This window comes from Altererythrobacter lutimaris (assembly GCF_013371495.1).
GTDB classification, from domain to species: domain Bacteria; phylum Pseudomonadota; class Alphaproteobacteria; order Sphingomonadales; family Sphingomonadaceae; genus Erythrobacter; species Erythrobacter lutimaris_A.
The window spans coordinates 2,203,257-2,225,795 of record NZ_JABWTA010000001.1 but is presented as its reverse complement, the minus strand read 5'-3'; the positions used below and the strand labels follow the sequence as shown (position 1 = coordinate 2,225,795).

Genomic DNA, 22,539 nt, shown 5'->3' with positions numbered 1-22,539 from the left:
ATTAGGCGCGTTTTGCGTTGGAAGGAGTCATGCAATGGACGCGATCAAGGCAATTGTGCTCGGCGGCATATTGTCCGGTATCATCTCGCTGATCATCGGGTCGCAAGGCTCGAGCGGTGGACAACTTGCCATTCATCTTATGCATGCCGGCGACTATTCCATTCACTGGTCATGGCCGCTGTTTTTGGCGGGAACTGGCCTGTCCTACGGCATCATGGTGATGCAGCGCTAAACCACTGCGCTTGATTTAGACTAGCTGCACAACAAAAAAGGGCGACCCCGGCGGGCCGCCCTTTTTGCTTGCGTTAGCGAAAGTCTGAAGAGACTTAGCGTACCGAGATCAGCGCTTGCTGAACTGGAAGCTACGACGAGCTTTCGCGCGGCCGTACTTCTTGCGCTCAACCACACGGCTGTCGCGGGTGAGGAAGCCAGCCGACTTCACTGTGCTGCGCAGCGCAGGCTCATACTTCGTCAGCGCCTGGCTGATGCCGTGCTTGACCGCGCCAGCTTGGCCGGAGAGGCCGCCACCGCGAACGGTTGCAACGATGTCGTACTGGCCTTCGCGTTCAGTGATTGCAAAAGGCTGGTTGATGATCAGACGCAGCGTCGGACGCGCAAAATACACTTCCTGATCCCGGCCGTTGACCGTTACCTTGCCAGTGCCCGGCTTGAGCCAAACACGCGCAACGGCGTCCTTACGACGACCGGTCGCATAGGCGCGGCCATGAGCGTCCAGCTCCTGTTCGCGCAAAGGAGCAGTGCTCTCAGCGATGACAGCCGCATCACCTTCAGGTGCGTCAGCAGCGATATCCTTCAGATCCGCGAGATCTGAAACGGTTTCGTTGTTGTTTTCGTCAGCCATTATGCGGTGACCTTGTTCTTGCGGTTCATGGAAGCAACGTCGAGCACTTCAGGCTTCTGCCCGTCATAAGGATGCTCGGTGCCATTAAACAGGTGCAGAGCCCGCATCTGATCGCGACCCAGCGGACCGCGCGGGATCATACGCTCGACAGCCTTTTCCAGGACGCGCTCAGGAAACTTGCCTTCGAGAACCTTCTGAGGCGTGGTTTCCTTGATGCCGCCCGGGTGGCCGGTGTGCTTGTAATAGATCTTGTCGGTTGTCTTCTTGCCGGTGAATTTCACTTTGTCGGCATTGATGACAATGACATGGTCGCCGCAATCGACATGCGGCGTATAGCTCGGCTTGTGCTTGCCGCGCAGGATGTTGGCGATGATCGAAGCGAGACGACCAACGACGAGGCCTTCTGCATCGATGAGGTGCCATTTCTTCTCGACATCCGCCGGCTTGACCGACTGTGTCTGCTTGCTGAGCGCCTTCATGGGTTTCTATTCCTAAAATTGAATAAGCCGCAGCCAAATGCCGCGGCCTCGAATCGCATTTGCAACATATGCTGCAGTCGCGAGATCGCGCGCCATTTGTCGCTTCACGGCCCCCAAGTCAAGCGAAACCGGGGGTTTCGAGAGAGGTAAAATAATACCGTCGCTATATTTAGAACTCAGTAGAGCGCCTTTAGGCGGGGCTTACGTAAGTGTCCAAAGCTCGCGCGAAGCACGGCGATCGGCACCAAGGATCGTTGTGATGACTCGCTCCGCCCGGACCAAAAGCCCCGAGGCAGGATCGACCGATGTCTCGTACCGCATGACAAATTCACCGCTTTGGCCCGTCTCCAGCGCCAGCGGGCGTCGCACTTCGATCAGCGGTTCGCGCGGAAAGAAAAGGTCGACAGGCAGCGTTTCGATCAATCGCGCCGGTGCCCGGCTTATCTGGAACAGAGTGGTCCGTATCACCGCTTCGTTGCCAGTGGTCTGGCCTTCTTTCGTCAGGATTGCCCGCGCGGATGCCACAACTTGCTCCATATCGGCGGGCGTGTGCGAAACGCCAGCAGCGCGGATCAACCCATGACTGCACAGCAGAATAGGAAACATGGAGTCAGTTGAGCGCGCGCGTTCGATTTGTGCGATCGCGGCGACCCTGGGCGGTGCATCGACTGCCACTGAACGCTGACTTCCAAAGATCGCTGTGCCTTCCCCGCTTGGCTCAAAACTGATTGACCAGCTGCGCGCGACGACCAGCCTCTGGCCGTCTTTCAGGTCGCGTTCTACCGTGCGTGAAAGGAGCTTTGTTTGGCCAGCAATGCTCGCGGACGACCTCGCCAAAGCGGCCGACGCACCCGCTCCAATACCTGAAAGAAGCGCGCCCCCGAGTGCGACACTCAAACCTCGCAGCGCCGTGCGCCGCGGAACTCGACCCGACATCAATTGCATCTCCGCCCCCGCCCGGGCTTGCCTGTATTCAGTTAGAGCCCGGACTTAGTTTTGAGAGCCATGCTGCCGCTTCCCCGCCAACTGCATCGCATTTCCATCCCAGAACAGCAGGAACGTCGTAAGGATGCAAGTCACTTAATCGGGCGACTGCGCGATCGAGAAGGCTGGCATTGGTTTTCAGCAGGACCGCAACTTCGCTCGCTTGGCCCCGCTCGCCCTCCCATTGATAGAGCGATTCCACCTCTCCCAGAACATTCGCGCAAGCGATCCATTCTTCGTCGAGCAGCTGGCTCGCGATGGCTCGCGCTGCCTCCCGGTTAGGAAACGGACAATAGATAAGCGCGCTCATTCAGCTGCGACGCGCACTTCTAGCGGCGCCATCGGAATGCATGGCCCATGCGACTGTCACCACCAGCAAAGCGCCTACCAGCTGATGCGACACTGCGACCCAGAGCGAGACTTCGGTCATCACCGTCGCAATACCGAGCAGGAACATCGTGCCGAACGCTGTGTGGATGGCTATCGACGCCAAACGGTCATGCGCGCGCACCCGGCGGGCCAGCCAGACCAGTGCCGCAATGGCGATCCATGCCCACCAGCGGTGAAGGAACTGAAGCAGGAATGGATCATGGGTCAGCGCCCAGAGCCATCCTTGCGACAAATCGGGCTGCGGCAGGAATTGGCCATTCATAAGCGGCCAGTCATAGGCCACATGGCCCGCATTGAGGCCGGCGACCCAAGCGCCGAGCAGAAGCTGGATGAAGAAAATCGCGCCGATCACGATGGATGGGCCGGTCAGGCTGGCTGGATTGGCGCCAGGATTATGCGTTTGCATCTGGAGGTCTCGCGCTGTCCAGATCAGGCCGCCCAACAGGAACAATGCAGTCAGCAAATGTGCTGAAAGACGGAAGTGGCTGACATCGGTGAGGTCTGTGCCAACGCCAGAGGCGACCATGTACCACCCGAGCGCGCCTTGGCCGCAGATCAGCGCGAACAGTGCGACGAGGCGCGGCTTGTATCCCTTCGGAATTGCGCCTTTCACCCAGAACCAGATCATTGGAAGCAGGAATGCCAGCCCGATGATCCGCCCGAGGATGCGGTGAAACCATTCCCAGAAATAGATGAACTTAAAGGCGGCTAAGTCCATCCCGGCAGGGCCGCTTTCAAAGCGGTATTCGCCAGTTTGGCGATAAAGGTCGAACTCTGCCTGCCAGGCTGCCTCTGTCAATGGCGGCAAAATACCGGTCACAACGCTCCAATGCGTGATGGAAAGGCCGCTCTCTGTCAGACGGGTAATCCCTCCGACGAAGACGATCAGGACGACAAGGCCCGCGACGGCGTAGAGCCATTTGGCCAATGCCAACGGCCGCGCTCCGGCAAGCGAATGGTCTTGGGACACAGTCATGGAGGCGGATTGCGTAGCCATATGCGCGCTATCTGATTGCAGAGCGGCCAATTCGCAATATCAAAAGCCGCATGAGCGCTTGCACCCCTTGCAAGATGATACACTATAACATACATGGGCGATGTAAATGTCCCAGGAAAACATCTCGATTCGCGGACGGCTTGATAAGGCGGGCATCTGGCTTTCCGGCCTGTGCCTGGTGCATTGCATCATCGGGATCGGGCTGGTTTGGGCATTGGGACTTGGCAGCCATGCGCTGCTCAATCCGGACTGGCATCGCTACGGACTTGCGCTTGCCATCGTCATTGCGGGCATTGCGATCGGGTGGGGTGCGGTTAAGCACCGACGCGCGGGACCCTTCGTGATCGCTATGATGGGCCTAACCTTTATGGGCGGCGCCCTGGCTGTCCCGCATGGCCCGAAGGAAGTCGTCCTTACAGTGATCGGTGTGAGCCTCGTTGCAATCGGACATTTCCTCAACCTGCGTGCAAACAGGTTGAACCCGCAGCGCTGAGCGCTATGTGCAATGGCGCTATGAGCGCTTCCATTGAAATCACTTTGAACGGCGAGACTCGCCGCACTTCCGCCACTACGATAGCGGCCCTTGTCGCTGAGTTGGGACTTGATCCAGCCAAGGTTGCAGTGGAGCGCAATCGCGAGATTGTTGCGCGCTCAACATTGGCAGAAGCGCCTTTGAAGCAAGGCGATGTGCTGGAAGTGGTGCATTTTGTTGGCGGTGGAAGCGAAGCAGCTGATGACAGCTGGAGCGTCGCCGGGCGAACGTTCAAGTCTCGTCTGATTGTCGGGACCGGCAAGTATAAAGACTTTGAACAGAACGCAGCCGCGGTGGAAGCCTCAGGCGCGGAAATCGTTACTGTCGCTGTGCGCCGGGTTAATGTCAGCGATCCCAAAGCGCCCATGCTGACGGACTATATTGATCCAAAGAAGATTACGTATCTCCCTAACACCGCAGGGTGCTTCAACGCTGATGATGCGATCCGCACACTGCGTTTGGCGCGCGAAGCTGGTGGCTGGGATCTGGTGAAGCTCGAAGTTCTGGGCGAAGCGCGCACGCTCTACCCCAACATGAGAGAGACGCTGGAAGCAACCGAAGTCCTTGCGAAGGAAGGTTTCCTGCCAATGGTTTACTGCGTCGATGATCCGATTGCAGCGAAGCAATTGGAAGATGCCGGCGCAGTTGCTGTCATGCCGCTCGGCGCGCCGATTGGTTCAGGCCTTGGTATCCAGAATCAGGTGACTATCCGCCTGATCGTCGAAGGCGCGAACGTGCCGGTGCTGGTCGATGCGGGTGTTGGCACGGCTAGCGATGCGGCGGTCGGCATGGAGCTGGGTTGCGACGGTATCCTGATGAACACAGCAATTGCCGAAGCCAAAGACCCGATCCGCATGGCACATGCGATGAAGCTCGCCGTCGAAGCCGGGCGCGAAGCCTATCTCGCTGGCAGGATGGGGCGCCGGAAATATGCCGACCCAAGCAGTCCGCTTGCCGGGTTAATTTGAGGGGATCATGACCGAATGGCCTGACAAAGAGAATTGGCTCAGATCGCTCAAGCTTCAGCAGTCAAATCTCCGCCTCCTCGAGACTGATAGACTGAGTTCGCCCGAGGAAGCGGCGAAAGCGAAGCGCCGGGTCGAACGGATTTGGAGCGGTGGTCAACCAGAATGGCGGGCCGAGGGGCGCTCTACCCGTCTACCCAAAAGAAAAGCCAACTGCGTCCATCCGTGCGCAAAACCTAGGTATACTTACCGATAATTAACCACAGTGCGCGACATTCCCCTTCTCAAACAGGGGAATACAGCCATGCCTATGACCGGCAGTGCATCGATGACGATCAACGAGATGCGCGAATTTGCGAGTTTTGAGCCGTGCGAACAGCGCTACATCAAACGTAGCTTGGATATCGGTCTTGGCCGTCAGGATGCGTTCCGTCTGTGGGGCCGCAGCGCTGAGGAATGTGCTGCGATCCGCGCGCAATATGTCGTCTATCACGACCTCAAATGGCTGAGCAACAACCTGCCTGGCGAAGGCGACATTGATGCCATAGAAGCCTTTATCGGCAAGCTCACCCGGGTTGCTGCGTTCGATTTGGGTCAGGAGCGTCTTTCGAGCTTCTCCGCTTTTCGTTTTCTCTATGAACGCTTGCTCGGCGCTGAAGCCCGTCCCTGGCTGCCGAGCGCATTTTGTGCCGCGAGCGCGCTTCCTCAAATCCGTCCGGACCGCCGCAAATTACTGCTGCAATCGCTTTCAGAAGCTGCTGCTACGGCACCTGGCTGGTCCGACCGTGCACCTGCCTTCTATCCTGAATATGTAGAGCAGGCAGAAGCGGCTTAGGGAGTATCCCGCGCGAGGCAATAACGGCTCAAAGCATGAAATAAGTGATCGCCAATATGGTCATCACAGCGATACCCAGCAGGCTCAGCATTCTGATTGCATAACTGGGCCGTCCTCCGTCTGGCATCACGCAGCGTGTGACGACGAGATGATTGAGTGTCGCAATGACAGGCGCTGCAACAAAGGCGCTGCTGGTCGCTAGATCGAGCATCGCTGTAAAGCTGTCTGTGAATACGAAGAGCACCAGTGCGGCGATTGCGACCAATACAGGAATAGTGACGCGATAGACGCGCTTGAACACCACATCGCCGGTGCTCCCCGTCAGTGTCTGCCATGTCGTCGCGACATTGCGCCCGCCAATATCGAGCGCCACCAGCAAGGTTGTGAACATGACAGAAAGCGCAGCGATAGCGGCAATGATGGCTGCACCTTCGCCGAGGGTTGAGCTGTACAACCCAATGATCTGCGTTGCCAATCCGGGCGCGCTCGTTTCAGGCACAATGCCGGAAGAATGCATCACACCCGCCCCCATAATGCAAAAGCATACGGCCAGTATCGCCGTCATTGCATAGCCGGCCAGAAATGCCCCGCGCGCTTCGTTCAGCTCAACCGGGCTCGTGCCGCCTTGTCGCCCCTCCGCTTCAGCCGTCCACATGGACTGGGCGATAGAGACGTCGAGTGCATTGGGCATGAAGCCTGCCAACGCGACGATAAAAAGGATCGCTTTGGGATCCGCTGCCCAGCTGTAGTCGAACAGCGTGTTCCACTGCACTTGTGGGAACACCATGGCGGTCGTGATCAGCGTTGAAACGAGCAGGAATGCGACCAACAGCCGGTTGATCATGTCCAGCCAGTCATAACCCCCCGCCAGGAGCAGAAACGAGCAGAGGGACAGCAAGATGATCGCCAGAACGGGGACAGAGATGCCTAGACCGAAAACGGCAATTGTAATGCCGGCAGTCGCTGACGATAGGGCAGCAAAGATTGTCGGGACGACCGCCAGAGTTGCGGCGGCAAAAATTATCGGTCCCCAAAGGCCGAGCTCCCGATATCCTTGGACCAGAGATTTCTTGGCTGAGTGGCCGTAATCGACGCCGAAACGGAATGCGGGATAGCGCAGCAGGCACGCGATCAGGATCACCGCAACAAGTCCGAGCCCATAGACCGCCCCTGCACGGGTCGACTGGAACAAGTGGGACGTTCCGATAGCTGCTCCGGAAAACAGCATCGCTGGACCTATCATGCGCCACATAGAGATTCCCCCTTTGGATTGCTCTCGTGTTTGGCTGATCCACCGGCCATTCAAGCTTGCCGAAAAACGTGCACCGATCAATGCAGCCTGTACTGGTTCGTAGTCTAAAGCCTCACAAGCTCAGCGATTCTTTCCATATCTGTCACGATGGGCTCCGACGCGAAGACACCGTGCCTTGCCGGAAAGCTTTCGATGAGGCGTGTCGGGTCGTAAACCAAAGGCCTCCATTCGCGGTCGATGAACGCGATGGCATCCTCCCAGTCGGTCTCGAGATGACGCATTACGCGATAGACCAAGACATCCTTTTCTCCGCATCCGGCATAGAAGTCGCGCATGCGATGATCGAGCAAGACATCGGTGTCATCAACACGGTTGCGCCCCGTTGGTCCATCATGGATCGCGAAATGCGCACACGGAATGTTGCAGGCTTCCGCCAGAACCAAGGCGTGCAGCCCGGTCGAAAGGATCCGGCGGCAAGACTGCAATTCGCGGACACGCTCGTCCACTGCAGCAACGCCTTCTTCGCGCGGAAAGCGTGTGTGAAAGACTTTGACTGACTCTGCCAGCTCGGGTGGTATCTGATACCGGGTAAACGTCTCATCGACTTCAGTAAGGTGGAGCACCACGCCCAGGTCCCAGCGTTTCTCAACTTTCTCTGGCGGCCATAGGCGATTCACCAGGATTGCGGGGTCGCCATAGACCTCCGGCACTTCACAACCTGCATTGATGAGCATTTGACGACTGAATGGCCCACGCGTCGCGTGAGGCACAAAGCGGACAAAACGCGGCTTTTCATACCCATGTGCAATCTCGAATTCGGTGCCGCCCTGACCTGCGAAGCCTGCGCCCCACACGTCCACGGTACCGAATTTCTGCAATTGTCCGATTGTACCAACGCTGATCAATCGACGGCGCAACGACTTTTTCGACGCTCTTGCGATTTTCTGACCGGTGTAGGCCGCTACCAGCATCGGACCGTAGCAGTCGCCGATATTGCCGTCATGCGATGCCCAGTGCATCCGGATCATGAAGGGGCCTGCGCTTTCCAGTCGAACACAGAATGGGCAACCAGCCAAGCGGCCACTGCGCCCAGACATTGCGCGGCGATAAATGCAGCAACATCAGCCGGTGCGATGCCGCTGAATGTATCGCTTAGACTGCGCGCAATCGCCACCGCCGGATTGGCAAAGCTCGTCGAAGCGGTGAACCAATAGCCCGCGGTGATCACCAAGGCGACCGCCGAGGGCACTGCCGAGGGCCTGGCTGCGAGTGTTCCCAAGATTGTCAGCACGAGCGCGAAGGTGGCAACTCCTTCGGAAAGCCATTGCCCAGCACCAGTGCGTACGGTCAGCGACTGTTGGATGAGTGGTTGTTCGAACATGGCGTGCGCAAGCACCGTTCCCGCCACTCCGCCCGCGCATTGAACAGCAACAAAGGCACATGCGAGCAGCGGGGCGATCTCTTTCCTCAGCAGGAAAGCAAGTGTCACAGCAGGATTGAAATGCGCGCCTGATACCGGCCCGAGCATGGTGATGAGGACATACAGAATCGCACCCGTGGCGATGGTGTTGCCGAGCAGCGCGACGGCTAGATTTCCACCCGCTAGCGTTTCCGCCATGATGCCGGAACCGACGACCGTTGCTACCAGCAAGAGCGTTCCCAAGCCCTCTGCTGCAAGTTTGCGAGCGAGCATGCGAGGCTAGCTCCGATAGAGCCCGTTGATCTTGTCTGCGTAGCGCTCTTTGATCTTGTGCCGGCGGATGGACTGCTTGGGCGTCAGCTCTTCATTGTCGATGGAGAAGGGCTCATCCGCGAAAGCGAACTGTCGAACTTTCTCGATGACGGACAGGTCCTTGTTCACGCGGTCGACTGCTGCGCGTACTGCGCTTTTGAACGCCGGCAAGTCCTGCAGGGCCGCCATGTCGAACTTCTCATCGTTCGCGCGGGCCCATTCGACCGCCCATTCGGCATCGGGGACGATCAGCCCTACAACATAGGGCCGCTTGTCACCGCTCACCATCGCTTGCGCAATTTCCGGCTGGAGCGTCAGCATGCCTTCGAGCTTTTGCGGCGCGACATTATCGCCTTTGTCGTTGACGATCATGTCTTTCTTGCGGTCGGTAATGACGATGCGGTTCTTCTCGTCCAAATGGCCGATATCGCCGGTATGCAGCCAGCCGTCCTGGATAGTCCGGTCTGTCTCCGCCTTGTTGCGCCAATAGCCGTGCATCACGAGTTCGCCGCGAACAAGGATTTCGCCGTCATCGGCAATCCGGACTTCAACGCCGCGCAATGGCGGGCCAACAGTGTCCATCTTCAGGCCGGTCTTGGGCCGGTTGCAGCTGATCACTGGGCCGCTTTCAGTTTGGCCATAGCCTTGCAGCATGGTTAGGCCCATCGCCTCAAAGAAATTGCCGACTTCAGGATTGAGCGGCGCTCCGCCAGAGACCATCGCTTTGATCCGTCCGCCAAACCGGTTGCGGATTTTGGGGCGGAGTGTTTTCTCAAGGATCAGGTCCATCGGCTTGTCACGCTTGCGTGATTTGCCTTCGGTTGCCTTGTCCGCAATGCCAAGCGCGCGGTCGAGCAGGAAGTTAGCGACCTTGCCTTGCTTTTCGACTTGCTTGAGGATGCGGCTGCGCAGGACTTCGAACAGGCGCGGGACGACGACCATGATGGTCGGGCGCGTTTCCTCGATATTGCTGGCGAGCTTTTCCAGCCCTTCGGAATAGTAGATTTCCGCGCCTACGCTGATCGGCAGATACTGTCCGCCCGTATGCTCATAGGCGTGGCTTAAGGGCAGGAAGGACAAGAACCGCTCGTCTTCAATGCCGAAATCTTCGATGAGAACTTCGGCTGCTCCCGCCGCATTGCAAAGGATCGCGCCGTGATGCTGCATGACGCCGCGTGGCGCGCCGCCTGTGCCGGAGGTGTAGATGATGCAAGCGGTCTGGTCGCGGCTGATTCCTGCGATGCGTGCATCGACTGCTTGGCGCGCGGCCTTGGCATCGCCAGCCGTCATTTTCCCCCAGCTGTGATACTCAAAGCTACCGGATTGATGGCGGTGCAGGTCGTCTATGCCGATCACATGCTCGGCGATGCCGGAGGCCTGGATCGCGGCATGGAGCGGCCCGAGCAATTTTTCGTTGGAAACGAAGACAGCGCGCGCACCCGAATTGTCGAGAATATGGATATGATCGCGGGTCGTATTGGTGGTGTAGGTCGGAACGGTGACGCATCCCGCTGCCATGATGGCGAGGTCCGCAATGCACCATTCAGGCCGGTTCTCTGACACGAGCGCGACACGGTCGCCATCGGCCAATCCCAGCGATTTCAGGTTCTCTGCGAGCAGGCAGACAAGCTCCGCAACTTCGCGCCAGCTCTGCGTGCGCCATTCCCCATCCTCTTTGCGACCCAGAAAAGGCGCATCGCCTTTTTCATCAGCGCGCTTGAGGAAAAGGTCGACCAGATTGTTAGCCTGATCGATATCGGCAAGAAGTTCGATACCCACTTAAAGATCTGCTCCCGCGAATTGAGCGTTGTTTGCCCGCCCTTGCAATTGCCTTGTCCTAGTAGAGTTCCGATGCCGTAGCGGCAAGCGAAAGCGCTTACTGCGTCGCCAGCATGGGATCGATGCGCGGGTCCATCGCGACTTCCCAGCCCGTTGGCGTGCGCAGCAGCGCATTGGCTTTCAAGGGAGGTCCGAACTCGCGGATATTGGCATGACCCAAACCGTTCAGATCGTCCTTCATGCCTTCAAGCACTGAACTCTCTTCGATGACGACCGTGGAACCAAATGCCATGATCAGCGGCAGGCTGAGCGCTTCCTTGGCGCTCAGATTGAAATCAACGACACCGATGATTGACCGTGCGACCTGGACCGGAATGGTTGGCCCGCCTGCAGCTCCGATAACGAGGACAACTTCACCGGCTTCATCAAACACGATGGTCGGCGCCATTGAGCTGCGCGGGCGTTTTCCGCCTTCAACCCGGTTCGCAACGAGCTTTCCATCGCTTTCCGGAATAAGGCTAAAATCGGTCAGCTCATTGTTGAGATAGAAGCCGCGATAAAACAGTCCCGAGCCAAATGCGCCTTCGATTGTCGAAGTGTAGCTGATCGCGTTGCCTGCACTGTCGACGACAGAGAAATGGGTCGTGCCATTTTCAGGTGGTTCATCGCCATCGGCACGGTCGGTCGGTGCACCGGGAGGCGTGCCGGGCGTCGCTTCGGGGAGCGCGCTGGCAGGATCAATTAGTTGAGAGCGCTCAGCGAGATAGCCTGCATTCACCAGTCCCTCGACCGGGACCTCCACAAAATCGCTGTCACCGGTGTAGAGCTCGCGGTCGGCATAGGCAAGACGCTGCGATTCCAGGAACAGATGCCAGAAAGTGACATTGTCAGGGCCCAAGGCGGACAGATCAAAGCGCTCGAGCTGAGCCAGCATCTGCGCAACCGCGATCCCTCCGGACGACGGCGGCCCCATGCCGCACACGCGATAGCTGCGATAAGGCGCGCACACAGGCGTACGCTGCTTGGCCTCGTAGCTGCGAATATCAGCCGCTGTCATTTTGCCATCTTGCGGCGTCTCGTCCGCGACATAGGCCGCGAGCGCAGCAGCATCCTTCTCGTAGAATGCTTCCGGCCCTTGCTCGGCATAGGACGTGAGAGCTTCAGCAAATGCCGGATTGGTTACGCGTGATCCGACCGGCAATGGCTCTCCATCCGAACCAAAAAACACAGCGCGGGCTTCGTCAGTCTTGCCAGCGCGCTCCTTGCGCGATGCGATCGAATCGTTCAGCCGCCGGTTCATCAGGAACCCATCGCGAGCAAGCCGGATGGCGGGTTGGAAGAGCTCCGCCCAAGGCAACACGCCAAACTCGCTGTGTGCTTTGGCTGCCAGTGCAATATTGCCAGGCACGCCAACGCTAAGGCCAGAAGTGACCCGACTATCGCGGGGCAGCCGCTCTCCATTTTCATCGAGAAAGCGGGTTGAGCTCGCAGCTTTTGGCGCAGTCTCTCTGCCATCCCAGCTGGTGATGCTGCCGGTGCCGCTATCCGCGCGGACCATGAAACCGCCTCCGCCAATCCCGGAGCTTTGCGGCTCTACGACTGTCAGTGCGAGCATCACGGCAATCGCCGCATCAGTGGCAGAGCCGCCTTTAGCGAGGATCTCTTCGCCGGCAGCTGTCGCTCGAAAATCGGCTGAGCTCACTGCGCCTTCCAGCGTGGCCGGAGCGGGCTCGATTGTTGCGACATCAGCGGAGGGTACTTCGGAGGTCGCGCAACCAGCAAGGAGCAAAGCGGCGACAGGAAACGTTAGACGATCAATCATAGCGCGCAGAGCTATTCGGTTCCGACCGCTTCGGCAATGCTGGAATATCCTTCGCGCTTCATCATGCGCTCAAGGCCCTTCACGATACGCGCACCCAGTCCCGGGCCCTCATAGACCATTGCACTGTACAGCTGGATCAGGCTCGAGCCTGCTTTGATCCGAGCCCATGCATCATCGGCGCTTGCGATCCCGCCGACACCCACCAGCGGTATCTCTCCGCCCGTCGCCTTGCGGAAATCGCGTACACGTTGCACCGCGAGCCCTTTAAGCGGAGCTCCTGAAAGACCCCCGGCCTCACCTGCATGATGCGAGCGCAAGTCCGGCCGCGAGATCGTCGTATTCGAAACAATCAGTGCGCCGAGCTGCTTTTCAATCGCGATCCTTGCGATGGCATCAATGTCTGCTGGTTCAAGGTCTGGTGCGACCTTCAGGAACACAGGCGGCGCGGCTGGATCACCACCAGCTTCACTCATCGCCTCATCGCGTGCAGCCATGACTTGATCGAGCAAATCGGTAAGCGCGCTTTCATCCTGCAGCGCGCGCAAGCCCGGTGTGTTCGGGCTCGAAATATTGACCGCGAGATAGCTCGCATAAGGCGCCATCATCCGCGTCATCACGGCATAGTCATTCAGACGATCATCGCTGTCCTTGTTGGCGCCAATATTGATCCCGACGATACCACCGCGACCCGAACGTGCTTTGAGCCGCGCGAGCGCTGCCTCGCCGCCTTCATTGTTAAACCCCATGCGGTTGATCACGGCATTGTCTTCAACCAGCCGGAACAGGCGCGGCTTTGGATTGCCCGCTTGAGGGAGCGGCGTGATCGAGCCGACTTCCGTGAAACCGAAGCCAAGCCCGAGCAAGGCGTCCGGCACTTCGGCGTTCTTGTCAAAGCCTGCGGCAACGCCAACCGGGTTCGGGAAAGTCAGCCCCGCAATGTCAACTTGCGTCGCGGCCACGGTGCAGGGTTTGCGATAGGGAAGCGCCTTGAGACCTGCCAAAGCAAGGTTGTGAGCCAGTTCGGAATCAAGTGTGAAAAGCGCCGGGCGCATGAGGCGGAACAGCATGGCGCGAGCCTATGACAAGCCGGCGAACCAGTGTCGAGTGTATTGGTAGCGTTCTCAACTCACCTCAGACAAACGCGGAGCTGAGAAAATCATCAAATGTTTCACAGCGATGACGGTTAAGGTGATGTTTATTCGCGATTGTTGTCGCTTGCATACAATTAGGTTGAGGCGCTTTCAGCTAACAAACTCGTGCGACCCGAAGGGCTCGGAGCAGCGATGCGAAGAGTTCCTCAACTTCAACGGGGCGATCTCTTACAAAGAGGTCGCCCCTTTTTTTCTTTTCGCTTAAAGCACTTGCGAATCATTCGCGCCCCGCCGCTGGCCGGCATGGTGACGAAATCGGGACGCAAAGCAGGGGTGCGATGACAGAGCGAGGGGAAAGGTTGAGCGATTCGCTCAGTGAAAGCGCTCTCGATGCAGCGGTCGATGCCAGTGAGCTCGATCTTACGCCGCCCAGCGCATTCCAGCTCGACTACATCGCGCCGCCTCTGGATCTGTCGGACTACGTCACAACCTTTTATCACTTCCGTTGTGATGAAGCGGTCATCCGCGACATTCAGCCCGCAGCGATCGGCCATCTGACTTTCTTCATGCGCGGCAAAGGCGAAATGCATTTCGCCGATGGACGGCGTGATCCCAGCAATCTCGTCAATCTGCTCACACCTTTCTCGCGCGCCGCTCCATTTGAAGTGGAAGGCCCCTTCCATTCGATTGGCGCCGCTTTGTCGCCACTCGGCTGGTCGGCGCTCACCGGGCTTCATGCTGGCGAACATGGCAATCGGCTGTATCCCGCAGGCCTCTGGTTGGGTGAGGAAATCACTGAGCTGGGCGTCAAGGTTTGTGCCGCCTACAATTCGGGGGCCATGGGCGGGCAGGATTGTGTCGATGCGCTAAGCGAGTTCATTCGCGCGACACTGCGTCCGGTCAATTCGCGCCACCGCGAGCTTATCAGGCAAGTCAATCGCTGGGTCGGTGAAGCCATTGATCCTGATGTCGGCACTTTGATGGAGCGTGTCGCCTATTCCGAACGGCAGACCCAGCGGCTGACCGAGCAATATTTCGGCTTGCCGCCGCGTGCGCTCGCGAGGAAGTACCGTGCACTGCGTGCAGCAACGCTCTTGTCGCTACCGATGCTGTCTGACGAGATGGAAGCCCAGATTGGCGAAGCGTTTTACGATCAGCCGCATATGATCCGCGAAATTCGGGTGTTTGCCGGACGAACGCCTGCACGGCTGTCCGATGAAGAGAACCCGTTTCTCGCAGAGATGCTCGATACCAAGAACCTGCGCGAAATCGGCATGCCGGATGGCGAGGGCTGAATAGCAGACGTTCGCATGGGCGAATTCGGCAAACGCTAACGACTCGCAACAAGCGGTTAAGCGTTGAAACCCGTAGGATTGAAGCCTACCTGCAAATCGGAACGAATCAGTCTGATTTGAAGTTGTAGAGCTATGCGCCTGTCTAACCTTGCCGATTATGCTGTCGTAACGATGACAGCGGCTGCGCGCCATTGCGGCGGCGGACGGGTATCGGCGGCTGAGCTTGCGGCGGAGACCGGCCTGCCTGCGCCAACGGTACAAAAGGTCGTGACAAAGCTGACCTCGGCCGGGTTGCTGCGCTCTGTTCGCGGTGCAGGCGGGGGTTTGCAGTTGGCTCGCCCGGCAGCTGCGATCAGCGTTGCCGACATTGTCGAAGCGGTTGAAGGCCCGATCGCGCTCACAGCCTGCATTGACGGGCAGGATTGCGCGGTGGATCACAATTGCAGCGTGAAGCCGCATTGGCCGGTGATCAATGACGCATTGCGCGGCGCATTAGCCGCAATCCCGCTAACCCAATTTACTCTTGAGCTCGCGCGCGAGAAGGAAACAGCATGAGCGAACATGTCGATCTCAACGACGATAATGTCATGGCCCGATCTGAAATGGATCAGGATGCGAAGGAAGCGGCTGCGAAAGCTGCTGAATATGAGCATGGCTGGTCAGCTGATATTGAGACCGAGTTTGCTGAGAAGGGTCTCAGCGAAGACACTGTGCGGTTCATTTCAGCCAAGAAAGAAGAGCCGGAGTGGATGCTCGAATGGCGCTTGAAGGCGTTCCGCTTGTGGCAGACCATGGAAGAGCCGGATTGGGCGAAGGTCGGCTATCCTGAAATCGACTATCAGGACGCTTATTATTACGCCGCGCCGACCAAGAAGGTCGAGCTGGATTCGCTCGACGATCTCGATCCGGATATCAAGGCTGTCTATGACAAGCTCGGCATCCCGTTGGGCGAACAAGAGGTCCTTGCTGGGGTAAAAGGCGCGAAGAAAGTCGCCGTCGATGCCGTTTTTGACAGCGTATCCGTCGCGACGACTTTCCGCGAGGAATTGTCCAAGGCTGGCGTGATCTTCCTGTCGATTTCCGAAGCGATCAAGGAATATCCCGAACTCGTGAAGAAGTGGCTCGGCAAGGTCGTGCCGCAGCGCGACAATTTCTTTGCGACATTGAACAGCGCGGTCTTTTCCGACGGCACCTTTGTGTACATCCCTGAAGGTGTTCGCTGCCCGATGGAATTGAGTACCTATTTCCGGATCAATGCGGAGAACACCGGCCAGTTCGAGCGCACGCTGATCGTCGCAGAGAAGGGCTCCTACGTGTCCTATCTCGAAGGCTGCACCGCGCCAATGCGCGATGAAAACCAGCTCCACGCTGCTGTTGTCGAGCTGGTCGCGCTGGAGGATGCCGAGATCAAATATTCGACCGTGCAGAACTGGTATCCCGGCGATGCCGAGGGCAAGGGCGGGATATACAATTTCGTGACCAAACGCGGGCTGTGCCAGGGGGCTCGTTCCAAGATCAGCTGGACGCAGGTGGAAACCGGCAGCGCGGTGACGTGGAAATACCCGTCATGTGTGCTCAATGGCGAGGACTCGGTCGGCGAGTTTTACTCGGTTGCGGTTACAAATAACCACCAGCAGGCCGACACGGGAACCAAAATGGTTCATAACGGCAAGGGCTCACGTTCAACTATTATCTCCAAGGGGATCTCGGCAGGCAAATCGAACAACACCTATCGCGGGCTTGTGCGCGTGGGCGCGAATGCGGACAATGTGCGCAATTTCACGCAATGCGACAGCCTGTTGCTCGGCTCGGAATGCGGCGCGCATACCGTGCCCTATATCGAGGTGAAGAATCCGACCGCGCAGATAGAGCATGAGGCCACCACGTCCAAGATCAGCGATGACCAGCTTTTCTATGCGATGCAGCGAGGCCTTGGCGAGGAAGAGGCCGTCGCGCTGATCGTCAACGGTTTCGCGAAGGAAGTGCTCAAAGAGCTTCCAATGGAGTTCGCAGTGGAAGCGCAGAAACTGCTGGCGATCTCGCTCGAAGGGAGCGTGGGCTAATGAATTCACACATGAAAAGTCATGGTCTGTGGGCACTCGCATGGCTCCTGTTGACAGCGGTCACCCTCGCAAATGGAATTGACAAGCTTAGCAGGGAAACGGCCTTAGCTGGACTACTCTTGCTAATGGCGGGCGTTTTCCTCTTGAACGCAGTCAAGCACATCCGGCTGTGGCGAGCAGCAAATGACTGACCGCAAGACCCTCAAACTTTCCGACGCTCCGGCAACTGAAGCGCCCGTTCTCAAAAAGAAAGGCCGTGGATGGGAGATCAGCGAGAAGCGGCTCGACGCGCTGCACGATCGCGCGCGCGAGATGAAGCGCTTCGCTTCGCCTGCAAACAAAGCATTGGCCGCGAAGTTCGCGAAAGCTGACCTTGGGCGCTACACGTTCAAACGCTTTGCTGTGGTCGGTAGCGCGATTGTCGACTTCAACTGCCACACGCTTGGCATGGCCATCATGATCGACGAGGAAGATCAGGACGAAACGCTCGCCAAGCGCCGTGACAAGAGCCTGGAAAGCGTGGGCATCCGCGTCATGCGCCTCAAAGCCAAAGACATTCTGGAAGACATTGACACCGTCCTTCAGCGCATCACGCACGGCATGCGTATTCGCATCGCTGACAAACGTGAAAACCAGCGCGAGCATCGCGCCAATTCACGTCCCAAAGACAGAACATCGGGCCGCTCCTATTCAGAAAGAGGGGGAGACCAATCCGATGCCTGATCTCAATGACCTGATGTCGCCTGACATGCAGAAAATCGCCCTTTTCATGGTGCCCGCGCTCGCCGCGATTTTCGCACTTGTGATGCTGCTCAGCCGGGGGGCGTCCACCATTGGCATGGTCGTGCTTGTCCTGTGCACCGGCGCGGCGCTTTATTTCGCTCCCCAATTTCTCACTCTGTTCTGAGGCCAGATAATGCTTACCACCGCACTCGCATTGACGCTCACCATGCAAGCCGCTCCGAATATGGACCAGGCTGTAGAAACAGCACTGCCTACCTATTGGGTGACGGAGTATCCGATCATCATCAAGCCGCTGGTCGACGATTATCGCCGTTGCTTGAATTACGCGGATCGACGATTCCGCCGCGAAGCGGACTTTGCCGAGCAGCATGCGGCAGACATTCCGCGCTGTGAGAAGCTCAAAGCAAAGCTCGTGCGTCAGTCAGAGGAAGCCCTTCGTCAGGGCCGTTGGAGCGAAGTCCTCGCGCCTGAGAAGGCGGGTGACGTGTTCCGCACAGTGGCCGAGGTTCACGTCTCGCGCGGGCGCGATTTCGACCGCCAGCTCATGCGGCAATATGCGATGCAGGAAGCGCGCATGGTCCCGACGGACCTTACCAATGAAGTGATCCCGAACGAGGCGTCCAATTAATGTTGAGAATCGAGAACCTGACCGCCGAAGTAGTCGGCAAGCCAATCCTCAAGGGCCTCTCGCTCGAAGTGAGCGCCGGGGAGGTCCATGCAATCATGGGCCCAAACGGTGCTGGCAAATCGACGCTGTCCTATGTGCTTGGGGGGCGCCCGGGCTACGATGTGACCGGCGGGAGCGTGACTTACACGGACGCGTCAGGAGAGAGCATCGACCTCCTTGAGCTTGATCCGCATGAGCGTGCTGCGGCAGGTCTGTTCCTCGGGTTTCAGTATCCTGTCGAGATCCCCGGCGTTTCCAACGTCCAGTTTCTGCGCGAAGCATTGAATGCTCAGCGTGCCGCACGCGAAGAAGAGCCATTGTCTGGCGGCGAGTTCCTGAAGCTCGCCAAAGAGAAGGCTGGCCTCCTGCGCATGGATATGGAGATGCTCAAGCGGCAAGTGAATGTCGGCTTTTCCGGCGGCGAGAAGAAGCGTGCGGAAATGGTCCAGATGGGCATTCTTGCGCCTCAGTTCGCTGTGCTCGACGAGACAGATAGCGGTCTCGACATCGATGCGCTGCGCGTCGTTGGTGAAGGCATCAATGCGATCATGCGCGGCGACGACAAAGGCGTGCTTCTCATCACGCACTATCAACGCTTGCTCGATGTTGTGAAGCCGGACCGGGTGTCTGTATTGGCCGATGGACGGATCGTTGCAACCGGCGGGCCGGAACTCGCGCTGCGGCTCGAAGAAGAAGGCTATGACGGGCTGATGAGCGAGGTCCTGGCTGATGTCTGAGGCGGCCACTCTCGAGCGTCCGACCAACAAGGACGAAGCGTGGCGCTATGCAGATAGCGACTTCCTCGCAGCGTCCGATCCTGCGCATCTGGCGCATTGGGCAACGCACGAAGTCCCAGCTGGCGAAACACTGCGCCATTGCGCGTTCCATGATGCAGGTGCTGACTGTCCCGGAAATGTCGAGCGCGTCCGCGTGCATGTCGGCAAAGGCGCTCGCTATGAGGCCTTTCATGTCATCGCAGGCGGCAAATATCAGCGCATCGAAATCGAAGTGACCCTTGAAGAAGGCGCGCATTTCGAATTTGGTGGCGTGACTGTGGGCGGCGGCGAGAAGGTCCAGGAATTCGTCACACGCACCATTCACGCAGACCCCCATGCGACGAGCAACCAGACCGTGCGCAGCGTTCAGTGGGGCAAAGCTACGGGCAATTTCCTTGGCCGGATCGAAGTTGCGCGCGATGCGCAGAAAACCGATGCTGCGCAGAGCTTTCGCGCAATCCTGCTGGAGAAAGGCGCGAGCGCCAACACCAAGCCTGAACTGGAGATCTTCGCAGACGATGTCCAGTGCGCACACGGTGCAGCGATTGGCGAGCTCGACCAGAACGCGGCCTATTACATGGCGGCGCGCGGCATTCCGCCACACCTCGCGCGCAAGCTGTTGGTGCAGGCCTTTATTGGCGACGCCTTCGTTGAACTTGACGATCCAGACACGCGCGAGCGGATGCTCGAACGCACGCTCGAACAGCTGGAAGAGGCGACGATTTGAACGCGCCTGCCCCTATCTTGACCGCTGATTATCGCAGCGACTTTCCTGGCCTCACAACGGCTGACGGGAAGCCGTGGCATTATCTCGATACCGGCGCGACTTCGCAGAAACCGCGCGCTGTGATCGATGCGGTGGCGCGCGCTTTGGGCGAAGATTATGCGACAGTCCATCGCGGCGTTTATGCGCGCTCGGCTGAAATGACTACGCGCTATGAAGCGGCGCGGCGGCGGGTTGCGGACTTTATTGGAGCGCGCGAAGAAGAGATTGTCTTCGCGCGCGGCGCAACCGAAGCGATCAACCTCGTCGCGAACAGCTGGGGCGATGCGAACCTCAAGGCAGGCGGACGTATCCTGCTTTCAACGCTCGAACATCATTCCAATATCGTGCCGTGGCAATTGCTGGCAGAGCGGGTCGGTGCGCACATCGATGTGTGCCCCCTGACAGACGATGGCCAGATCGACCTGGATGCAGCGGAAACCATGCTCTCACCAGAGCACAAGTTGGTCGCGCTCGCGCATGTCTCCAACGTGCTGGGCTCAGTGCTTGATGCGAAGCGCGCAGCGGCCATGGCGCATGCGGTCGGGGCTAAGCTGTTGCTTGACGGCTGCCAGGCCGCGCCGCGTCTTACGCTCGATATGGCGGCGCTCAATTGCGACTTCTACGTCTTCAGCGCACACAAGCTCTACGGTCCGACTGGCATTGGCGTGTTGTGGGCACGTTCGGACATTCTCGATGCGATGCCGCCATGGGAAGGCGGCGGTGCGATGATCGACCGCGTGACATTCGAGAAGACGACTTACGCACCGCCTCCGCAGCGCTTCGAAGCGGGTACGCCAGCGATCACGGAAGCGATCGGGTTGGCTGCGGCGATCGACTATGTCGAGGCCATCGACCTTGAGACGATCCACGCGCGCGAGACTGCTCTGGTGCGGCGATTGCAGCGCGAATTGCTCGACATGAATGACATGACCGTTTTCGGTCCCGCAGACAGCGCAGGAATAGTGAGTTTTGCTATGGACGGGGTTCATCCGCACGATCTCGGCACTATATTGGATGAGCAGAATGTCGCCATACGTGCCGGTCACCACTGCGCGCAGCCGCTGATGGACCATCTCGGTGTTCCGGCGACGGCTCGCGCCAGCTTCGGCCTCTACTCTGATGATAGCGATATTGATGCATTGCTTGAAGGCATTGCGAGAACAAGGAGACTGTTCGGATGAACAAGCCATCCGATGAAAAGGAATTTGTCGCAGCGCCGGCTCCGAACGAGCAGGTCGTCAAGCCGCGCCGTGCACGCGTGGACGATGCGATTGATCCTGACGAAGAGACTGCAGCAGAAAAGCTGGAGCGCAAGCGCGACTATCTCGAAGGGTTCCTTGCGAAGAAGCCTGAGAATGTCGCGCCCGGTGAACCCGGCGGTGAGCTGCATGATGCGGTCATTGCAGCACTCAAAGAGATTTACGACCCGGAGATACCGGTCAACATCTACGATCTGGGCCTGATCTACAATGTCGAGGTCGATGAGGAATGCGATGCCATCGTCACGATGACGCTGACGACACCGCATTGCCCCGTTGCGGAAACCATGCCTGGCGAGGTTGAGCTGCGCGCAGCAAGCGTTCCGGGTATTCGCGACGCGGAAGTCAATCTCGTCTGGGAGCCTGCCTGGGGCCCGGACAAGATGAGCGATGAAGCGCGGCTAGAATTAGGGATGCTTTGATATGGCTGACACAAAAACCCGCGAAATTCCCGCCGCTGTCGAACTCACGGAAGGTGCAGAAGCGCGCATCGCTGAATTGATGAGCAACGCCCCTGAAGATGCGATCGGTGTGAAACTCTCGACCCCGCGGCGCGGTTGCTCGGGTCTTGCCTATTCCGTTGACTACGTAACGGAAGAAGCGAAGTTCGACGAAAAGATCGAAACGCCCGGCGGGACTTTCTACATCGACGGCGCGAGCGTGCTGTACCTCGTTGGTTCGATCATGGACTGGGTCGAGGACGACTTTACCGCAGGCTTTGTGTTCGAAAATCCGAATGCGAAGGGCGCATGCGGTTGCGGTGAGAGCTTCATGGTCTGATGGCGACGCGCGTCGAGCTAACCACCCATCTTCCAATACATCCTGACGAGGTCTGGGACCGAGTTCAGACTTCAGCGCTGCTGGAACATATCGCAGCGCCTATGGTGAGATTCGTGCCAGCGAGTGGAAAGTTTCCTGAACGCTGGTCAGAAGGCGAGCACCCCGCGGGAATGCTCGCCTTCGGCTTCTTGCCCATCGGCGAACAAACCATCGGGATTGAATTCCCGCCCGCTCAAGGCGCCCGCAGGATATTGCGTGACAACGGTCATGGAACGCTGATCAAGCGCTGGGACCACTGGATTTTCATTGAACCCGAAGGCCAAGGCACGCGCTACACCGACCGCGTCGATATCGAGGCAGGCCTGCTCACGCCTTTCGTCGCGTTGTTTGCGCGCGTGTTCTATGGCCACCGGCAGCGACGCTGGCGGGAGCTTGCTGAAACCGGTTTCGTCGCCCTTAAAGGTTGACG

Annotated in this window: 27 protein-coding genes; 16 read left to right on the top strand and 11 right to left on the bottom strand. The window is 58.4% G+C overall.

The features are described 5' to 3' along the window. Nucleotides 1-34 precede the first annotated feature (34 nt). Nucleotides 35-232, top strand: a complete 198-nt coding sequence (locus tag HUO12_RS10750) for a hypothetical protein (RefSeq protein ID WP_176273602.1) — start codon at nt 35-37, stop codon at nt 230-232. 108 nt (nt 233-340) lie between these two features. Here the strand turns inward: HUO12_RS10750 and rpsI are convergent, their stop codons facing one another. From rpsI to HUO12_RS10725, 5 genes are all read right to left on the bottom strand, one after another. Then, nucleotides 341-862 carry a 30S ribosomal protein S9 gene (gene rpsI / locus HUO12_RS10745; protein ID WP_176273601.1) on the bottom strand — a complete coding sequence of 174 codons (522 nt, stop codon included), beginning with the start codon at nt 860-862 and terminating at the stop codon, nt 341-343. Next, on the bottom strand, nt 862-1,341 hold the full coding sequence (gene rplM, locus HUO12_RS10740) for a 50S ribosomal protein L13 (protein ID WP_176273600.1): 480 nt from the start codon (nt 1,339-1,341) through the stop codon (nt 862-864). The genes rpsI and rplM overlap by 1 nt, the downstream gene beginning before the upstream one ends. A 201-nt stretch (nt 1,342-1,542) precedes the next feature. After that, on the bottom strand, nt 1,543-2,238 hold the full coding sequence (locus HUO12_RS10735) for a hypothetical protein (RefSeq protein ID WP_176273599.1): 696 nt from the start codon (nt 2,236-2,238) through the stop codon (nt 1,543-1,545). A gap of 76 nt (nt 2,239-2,314) precedes the next feature. Then, nucleotides 2,315-2,635 carry a divalent-cation tolerance protein CutA gene (gene cutA / locus HUO12_RS10730; RefSeq protein WP_176273598.1) on the bottom strand — a complete coding sequence of 107 codons (321 nt, stop codon included), beginning with the start codon at nt 2,633-2,635 and terminating at the stop codon, nt 2,315-2,317. Further along, nucleotides 2,636-3,712, bottom strand: a complete 1,077-nt coding sequence (locus tag HUO12_RS10725; RefSeq protein WP_232367375.1) for a COX15/CtaA family protein — start codon at nt 3,710-3,712, stop codon at nt 2,636-2,638. A 106-nt stretch (nt 3,713-3,818) separates the two neighbouring features. Between HUO12_RS10725 and HUO12_RS10720 the strand changes: the two genes are divergently transcribed. The 3 genes from HUO12_RS10720 (at nt 3,819) to HUO12_RS10710 (ending at nt 6,044) form a co-directional block, all read left to right on the top strand. Next, nucleotides 3,819-4,205: a MerC domain-containing protein gene (locus HUO12_RS10720; protein WP_176273597.1), complete on the top strand. Its 387-nt coding sequence runs from the start codon at nt 3,819-3,821 to the stop codon at nt 4,203-4,205. Nucleotides 4,206-4,225: 20 nt separating this feature from the next. After that, nucleotides 4,226-5,212 (top strand): sulfur carrier protein ThiS, encoded by a 987-nt coding sequence (gene thiS, locus HUO12_RS10715; RefSeq protein ID WP_176273596.1) that lies wholly within the window; start codon nt 4,226-4,228, stop codon nt 5,210-5,212. Nucleotides 5,213-5,513: 301 nt separating this feature from the next. After that, nucleotides 5,514-6,044, top strand: coding sequence for a hypothetical protein (locus tag HUO12_RS10710; protein ID WP_176273595.1), 531 nt, complete (start codon nt 5,514-5,516; stop codon nt 6,042-6,044). Nucleotides 6,045-6,072: 28 nt separating this feature from the next. Here HUO12_RS10710 and HUO12_RS10705 read toward each other — a convergent pair whose 3' ends face one another. The 6 genes from HUO12_RS10705 to HUO12_RS10680 all read right to left on the bottom strand — a co-directional run bounded on the left by HUO12_RS10705 (nt 6,073) and on the right by HUO12_RS10680 (nt 13,696). Then, nucleotides 6,073-7,296 carry a divalent metal cation transporter gene (locus tag HUO12_RS10705; RefSeq protein WP_176273594.1) on the bottom strand — a complete coding sequence of 408 codons (1,224 nt, stop codon included), beginning with the start codon at nt 7,294-7,296 and terminating at the stop codon, nt 6,073-6,075. Between the two features lie 104 nt (nt 7,297-7,400). Next, nucleotides 7,401-8,324 carry a polysaccharide pyruvyl transferase family protein gene (locus HUO12_RS10700; protein WP_176273593.1) on the bottom strand — a complete coding sequence of 308 codons (924 nt, stop codon included), beginning with the start codon at nt 8,322-8,324 and terminating at the stop codon, nt 7,401-7,403. After that, nucleotides 8,321-8,989, bottom strand: a complete 669-nt coding sequence (locus HUO12_RS10695; protein ID WP_176273592.1) for an aquaporin — start codon at nt 8,987-8,989, stop codon at nt 8,321-8,323. Before HUO12_RS10695 ends, HUO12_RS10700 begins: the two co-directional genes overlap by 4 nt. A gap of 6 nt (nt 8,990-8,995) precedes the next feature. Continuing rightward, nucleotides 8,996-10,801: an AMP-dependent synthetase/ligase gene (locus tag HUO12_RS10690; RefSeq protein WP_176274417.1), complete on the bottom strand. Its 1,806-nt coding sequence runs from the start codon at nt 10,799-10,801 to the stop codon at nt 8,996-8,998. A 103-nt stretch (nt 10,802-10,904) separates the two neighbouring features. Continuing rightward, nucleotides 10,905-12,629, bottom strand: coding sequence for a gamma-glutamyltransferase (gene ggt, locus HUO12_RS10685; protein WP_176273591.1), 1,725 nt, complete (start codon nt 12,627-12,629; stop codon nt 10,905-10,907). An 11-nt stretch (nt 12,630-12,640) separates the two neighbouring features. Continuing rightward, nucleotides 12,641-13,696 (bottom strand): quinone-dependent dihydroorotate dehydrogenase, encoded by a 1,056-nt coding sequence (locus tag HUO12_RS10680; RefSeq protein ID WP_176273590.1) that lies wholly within the window; start codon nt 13,694-13,696, stop codon nt 12,641-12,643. Nucleotides 13,697-14,079: 383 nt separating this feature from the next. Between HUO12_RS10680 and HUO12_RS10675 the strand changes: the two genes are divergently transcribed. The 12 genes from HUO12_RS10675 to HUO12_RS10620 all read left to right on the top strand — a co-directional run bounded on the left by HUO12_RS10675 (nt 14,080) and on the right by HUO12_RS10620 (nt 22,537). Beyond that, nucleotides 14,080-15,015: a helix-turn-helix domain-containing protein gene (locus HUO12_RS10675; RefSeq protein ID WP_176273589.1), complete on the top strand. Its 936-nt coding sequence runs from the start codon at nt 14,080-14,082 to the stop codon at nt 15,013-15,015. 132 nt (nt 15,016-15,147) lie between these two features. Continuing rightward, nucleotides 15,148-15,570 (top strand): SUF system Fe-S cluster assembly regulator, encoded by a 423-nt coding sequence (locus HUO12_RS10670; protein ID WP_176273588.1) that lies wholly within the window; start codon nt 15,148-15,150, stop codon nt 15,568-15,570. Further along, the gene (gene sufB / locus HUO12_RS10665) at nt 15,567-17,078 is read left to right on the top strand and encodes a Fe-S cluster assembly protein SufB (RefSeq protein WP_217905191.1); all 1,512 of its coding nucleotides are present in this window, start codon (nt 15,567-15,569) and stop codon (nt 17,076-17,078) included. Before HUO12_RS10670 ends, sufB begins: the two co-directional genes overlap by 4 nt. 183 nt (nt 17,079-17,261) lie before the next feature. After that, on the top strand, nt 17,262-17,801 hold the full coding sequence (locus HUO12_RS10660) for a DUF559 domain-containing protein (protein WP_176273587.1): 540 nt from the start codon (nt 17,262-17,264) through the stop codon (nt 17,799-17,801). Then, a complete protein-coding gene (locus HUO12_RS10655; protein ID WP_176273586.1) occupies nt 17,794-17,985 on the top strand; it encodes a hypothetical protein in 192 nt (63 codons plus the stop codon). Before HUO12_RS10660 ends, HUO12_RS10655 begins: the two co-directional genes overlap by 8 nt. 9 nt (nt 17,986-17,994) lie before the next feature. Beyond that, nucleotides 17,995-18,450 carry a hypothetical protein gene (locus tag HUO12_RS10650; protein ID WP_176273585.1) on the top strand — a complete coding sequence of 152 codons (456 nt, stop codon included), beginning with the start codon at nt 17,995-17,997 and terminating at the stop codon, nt 18,448-18,450. After that, complete coding sequence (gene sufC / locus HUO12_RS10645) at nt 18,450-19,226, top strand: Fe-S cluster assembly ATPase SufC (RefSeq protein ID WP_176273584.1); 777 nt, start codon at nt 18,450-18,452, stop codon at nt 19,224-19,226. Before HUO12_RS10650 ends, sufC begins: the two co-directional genes overlap by 1 nt. Then, nucleotides 19,219-19,992 (top strand): SufD family Fe-S cluster assembly protein, encoded by a 774-nt coding sequence (locus HUO12_RS10640; protein WP_176273583.1) that lies wholly within the window; start codon nt 19,219-19,221, stop codon nt 19,990-19,992. The genes sufC and HUO12_RS10640 overlap by 8 nt, the downstream gene beginning before the upstream one ends. A 17-nt stretch (nt 19,993-20,009) precedes the next feature. Beyond that, nucleotides 20,010-21,212 carry a SufS family cysteine desulfurase gene (locus HUO12_RS10635; protein ID WP_232367374.1) on the top strand — a complete coding sequence of 401 codons (1,203 nt, stop codon included), beginning with the start codon at nt 20,010-20,012 and terminating at the stop codon, nt 21,210-21,212. Then, nucleotides 21,209-21,712, top strand: a complete 504-nt coding sequence (locus tag HUO12_RS10630; protein ID WP_176273581.1) for an SUF system Fe-S cluster assembly protein — start codon at nt 21,209-21,211, stop codon at nt 21,710-21,712. The genes HUO12_RS10635 and HUO12_RS10630 overlap by 4 nt, the downstream gene beginning before the upstream one ends. Before the next feature lies 1 nt (nt 21,713). Next, nucleotides 21,714-22,070 (top strand): HesB/IscA family protein, encoded by a 357-nt coding sequence (locus tag HUO12_RS10625; RefSeq protein WP_176273580.1) that lies wholly within the window; start codon nt 21,714-21,716, stop codon nt 22,068-22,070. Then, complete coding sequence (locus tag HUO12_RS10620) at nt 22,070-22,537, top strand: hypothetical protein (protein WP_176273579.1); 468 nt, start codon at nt 22,070-22,072, stop codon at nt 22,535-22,537. Before HUO12_RS10625 ends, HUO12_RS10620 begins: the two co-directional genes overlap by 1 nt. Nucleotides 22,538-22,539 lie beyond the last annotated feature (2 nt).

Bases quoted from the DNA above. Each gene is read 5' to 3' on its own strand.
- HUO12_RS10660 (WP_176273587.1), top strand. From the start codon at position 17,262: ATGACTGACCGCAAGACCCTCAAACTTTCCGACGCTCCGGCAACTGAA.
- HUO12_RS10670 (WP_176273588.1), top strand. From the start codon at position 15,148: ATGCGCCTGTCTAACCTTGCCGATTATGCTGTCGTAACGATGACAGCG.
- rplM (WP_176273600.1), bottom strand. From the start codon at position 1,341: ATGAAGGCGCTCAGCAAGCAGACACAGTCGGTCAAGCCGGCGGATGTC.
- HUO12_RS10720 (WP_176273597.1), top strand. From the start codon at position 3,819: ATGTCCCAGGAAAACATCTCGATTCGCGGACGGCTTGATAAGGCGGGC.
- HUO12_RS10700 (WP_176273593.1), bottom strand. From the start codon at position 8,324: ATGATCCGGATGCACTGGGCATCGCATGACGGCAATATCGGCGACTGC.
- sufC (WP_176273584.1), top strand. From the start codon at position 18,450: ATGTTGAGAATCGAGAACCTGACCGCCGAAGTAGTCGGCAAGCCAATC.
- HUO12_RS10695 (WP_176273592.1), bottom strand. From the start codon at position 8,989: ATGCTCGCTCGCAAACTTGCAGCAGAGGGCTTGGGAACGCTCTTGCTG.
- HUO12_RS10625 (WP_176273580.1), top strand. From the start codon at position 21,714: ATGGCTGACACAAAAACCCGCGAAATTCCCGCCGCTGTCGAACTCACG.
- HUO12_RS10750 (WP_176273602.1), top strand. From the start codon at position 35: ATGGACGCGATCAAGGCAATTGTGCTCGGCGGCATATTGTCCGGTATC.
- HUO12_RS10655 (WP_176273586.1), top strand. From the start codon at position 17,794: ATGCCTGATCTCAATGACCTGATGTCGCCTGACATGCAGAAAATCGCC.
- HUO12_RS10725 (WP_232367375.1), bottom strand. From the start codon at position 3,712: ATGGCTACGCAATCCGCCTCCATGACTGTGTCCCAAGACCATTCGCTT.
- HUO12_RS10620 (WP_176273579.1), top strand. From the start codon at position 22,070: ATGGCGACGCGCGTCGAGCTAACCACCCATCTTCCAATACATCCTGAC.
- HUO12_RS10710 (WP_176273595.1), top strand. From the start codon at position 5,514: ATGCCTATGACCGGCAGTGCATCGATGACGATCAACGAGATGCGCGAA.
- HUO12_RS10680 (WP_176273590.1), bottom strand. From the start codon at position 13,696: ATGCTGTTCCGCCTCATGCGCCCGGCGCTTTTCACACTTGATTCCGAA.
- HUO12_RS10640 (WP_176273583.1), top strand. From the start codon at position 19,219: ATGTCTGAGGCGGCCACTCTCGAGCGTCCGACCAACAAGGACGAAGCG.
- HUO12_RS10705 (WP_176273594.1), bottom strand. From the start codon at position 7,296: ATGTGGCGCATGATAGGTCCAGCGATGCTGTTTTCCGGAGCAGCTATC.
- rpsI (WP_176273601.1), bottom strand. From the start codon at position 862: ATGGCTGACGAAAACAACAACGAAACCGTTTCAGATCTCGCGGATCTG.
- ggt (WP_176273591.1), bottom strand. From the start codon at position 12,629: ATGATTGATCGTCTAACGTTTCCTGTCGCCGCTTTGCTCCTTGCTGGT.
- thiS (WP_176273596.1), top strand. From the start codon at position 4,226: ATGAGCGCTTCCATTGAAATCACTTTGAACGGCGAGACTCGCCGCACT.
- HUO12_RS10630 (WP_176273581.1), top strand. From the start codon at position 21,209: ATGAACAAGCCATCCGATGAAAAGGAATTTGTCGCAGCGCCGGCTCCG.
- HUO12_RS10650 (WP_176273585.1), top strand. From the start codon at position 17,995: ATGCTTACCACCGCACTCGCATTGACGCTCACCATGCAAGCCGCTCCG.
- sufB (WP_217905191.1), top strand. From the start codon at position 15,567: ATGAGCGAACATGTCGATCTCAACGACGATAATGTCATGGCCCGATCT.
- cutA (WP_176273598.1), bottom strand. From the start codon at position 2,635: ATGAGCGCGCTTATCTATTGTCCGTTTCCTAACCGGGAGGCAGCGCGA.